General features: G+C 52.6%; 2 pseudogenes. One reads left to right on the top strand and one right to left on the bottom strand.

Features of this window, described 5'->3' with window-relative positions:
• Positions 1 to 1,148 (bottom strand): annotated as a pseudogene (locus DW677_RS17225) (recombinase family protein); the annotation flags it as partial.
• A gap of 152 nt (positions 1,149 to 1,300) precedes the next feature.
• Here DW677_RS17225 and DW677_RS17220 point away from each other — a divergent pair.
• Positions 1,301 to 2,407: pseudogene (locus DW677_RS17220) on the top strand (SEL1-like repeat protein); the annotation flags it as partial.

Below are 2,407 nucleotides of genomic sequence, written 5' to 3'. Positions count from 1 at the left end.
CGCTGTTTCCTGACCTCTGTGGTCTGCTGGCTGGACTGCGCTTCCTGCACCACACGGACAAACTCGGCTCGGTCATGCTTGGCATACTCGGCAATAGCTTTGAGCATTTCGGAAACAAGGGACAGTACCACATCTTCATTGATACGGTGCTGTGTCGTGCAGAGCTTTCCAACTGGGACTTTGCTGTATTGGGAACAGGTATATTGAGAAATACGCTTGCCGTTGTTGGTACGGTGGACATACATCTTGCCGCCGCAATCGGCACAATAAAGCAAGCCTGTGAGGGGAGCTGCTTCGCCCCAGCCGTCCGGGTAGCGTCTGACATTCCCACGGATTTTCTGCACAAGGTCAAAGGTCTGCTGGTCAATGATAGCTTCATGGGTATTCTCGAAAATCGTCCATTCGTCCTCCGGGACATAATGGCTTTTCTTGTCCTTGAAGTGCTTTCGGGTCTTGAAGTTGATGGTGTGTCCCAGATATTCACGCTTTTCAAGAATGTTGCAGATGGTGGAAGAACCCCAGCCGTACACATCTTTGAAAGTCTTGTTTTTGTTCACGCCCTCGCCGTGTTGGGCAAGGTAAGCAGACGGAATAAGCACCTTTTCCGATTTCAGTTTGCTGGCGATCTGATACGGACCGTAGCCGTCAATCGTCATGGCAAAGATGCGCTTGACCACCTCAGCGGCTTCGGGGTCAACCAACCATTGGTCTCTGGCTTCGTTCCAGAGATAGCCGTAAATGACCGTGCCTGTAAGGTGCTTGCCGGACTTGCCTTTGGACTGGAAAGTGGAACGGATTTTACGGCTGGTGTCTCTGGCGTAGTATTCATTCATGATATTCAGAAATGGTGTAAAATCATTATCTGCCGGATTGGCACTGTCAACTCCGTTATTGACTGCAATAAAACGGACATTTTTCTTAGGAAACATCATTTCAGTATAGAAACCTACTTGCAGATAGTTTCTGCCAAATCGGGACATATCTTTGACGATCACTGTTCCCACCCTGCCAGCTTCAATCTCTGTCAGCAGAGAATTGAATGCCGGTCTGTTGAAGTTCGTTCCTGAATATCCATCATCACTGAAATGCTGAATATTATCAAATCCATGCTGTACTGCATAATCTTCCAGATACTTCTTCTGCAAGGACGATGCAAACCGCGCCATCAAAGTGGTGCACGATAAGTTCTTCGGCAACGAGGACTGACCGATCGGTCTTTCCTTTTTTGAAGCAGCGTGTTATACTATAGAAAATAGTGTAACGCGCTGCTTTTTTCAGCAGGCGGAAGGAGTTAGAAACGATGATTTATCACTGCGAGGATCACACCTGTAATTATTGGGATGAAGGCGAAAAGCTGCCGGAGCGCTGCCCGCAGTGCGGCCGGAAATTGCTGCGCGCCAACGAGACCGATATGACCGGAGATGATTGGACGGCTTTAGGCAACACCCTTTGGGATGCAGAGGCATCGGATAAAAAGCGCATGGTGGATTGTTTTCGGAAAGCTGCATATCTCGGCAGCGCATGGGGCGTATGCAATCTGGGCATCTGCATGGAGCAGGGAAACGGCGTGGAGGCGGATCCGGTTCAGGCTTTTTGGCTTTATCAGCAGGCGGTGGAAATGGGGAGCCTGAATGCGGTGTGCTGCTTGGGCGTGTGCTATCAATACGGCATTGGCACGGCTCCGGATGCGGAAAAGGCTGCCGAGTTATACTGCAAGGCGGCGGAATACGGTTCGCCCCGCGGACAGATGCTGCTCGCCCGCGCCTTCCACGACGGGATCGGCGTGGAAGCCGACGCTGCCGAGGCCGTGCACTGGGTGCGCGCGGCGGCGTATCAGCGCTACGGTGAAGGTATGTACCGGCTGGGCGTATGCTATGAATACGGCGACGGCGTGGAGCAAAACTGGGAGCATGCTGTGCATTGGTTCCGCGAGGCGGCAGAGAGTGGCGTGAGCACGGCAATGACGGATCTGGGATACTGCTATGAAAAGGGCTGCGGCGTGGAACAGAGTTGGGAGCAGGCCTTTTCCTGGTATCGCAGAGGTGCGGAGTGCGGCGATTTGCGATCCATGCATAATCTGGGATACTGCTATGAAAAGGGCTGCGGCGTGGAGCAGAGTTGGGAGCAGGCCTTTTCCTGGTATCGCAGAGGTGCGGAGTGCGGCTATCCGGTTAGTATGAGCAATCTTGGCTTGTGCTATAAAAGGGGATATGGCGTGGAGCAGAATTGGCAGGAAGCCATAAAATGGTATGAGCAGGGCGCACAGTGTGGCGATTTGCAATCCATGCATAATCTGGCATGCTGCTACGAGCGCGGCGAAGGCGTGGAACAGAACGAAGAAAGGGCGCTTTACTGGTATCGCCGCAGTGCCGAAGGCGGCAACGGCGATGCCATGTGCAATCTTGGC

This window comes from Clostridium sp. AM25-23AC, from assembly GCF_003435125.1.
Classification (GTDB): domain Bacteria; phylum Bacillota; class Clostridia; order Lachnospirales; family Lachnospiraceae; genus Pilosibacter; species Pilosibacter fragilis.
This window is presented reverse-complemented; position numbering and strand designations above follow the sequence as displayed.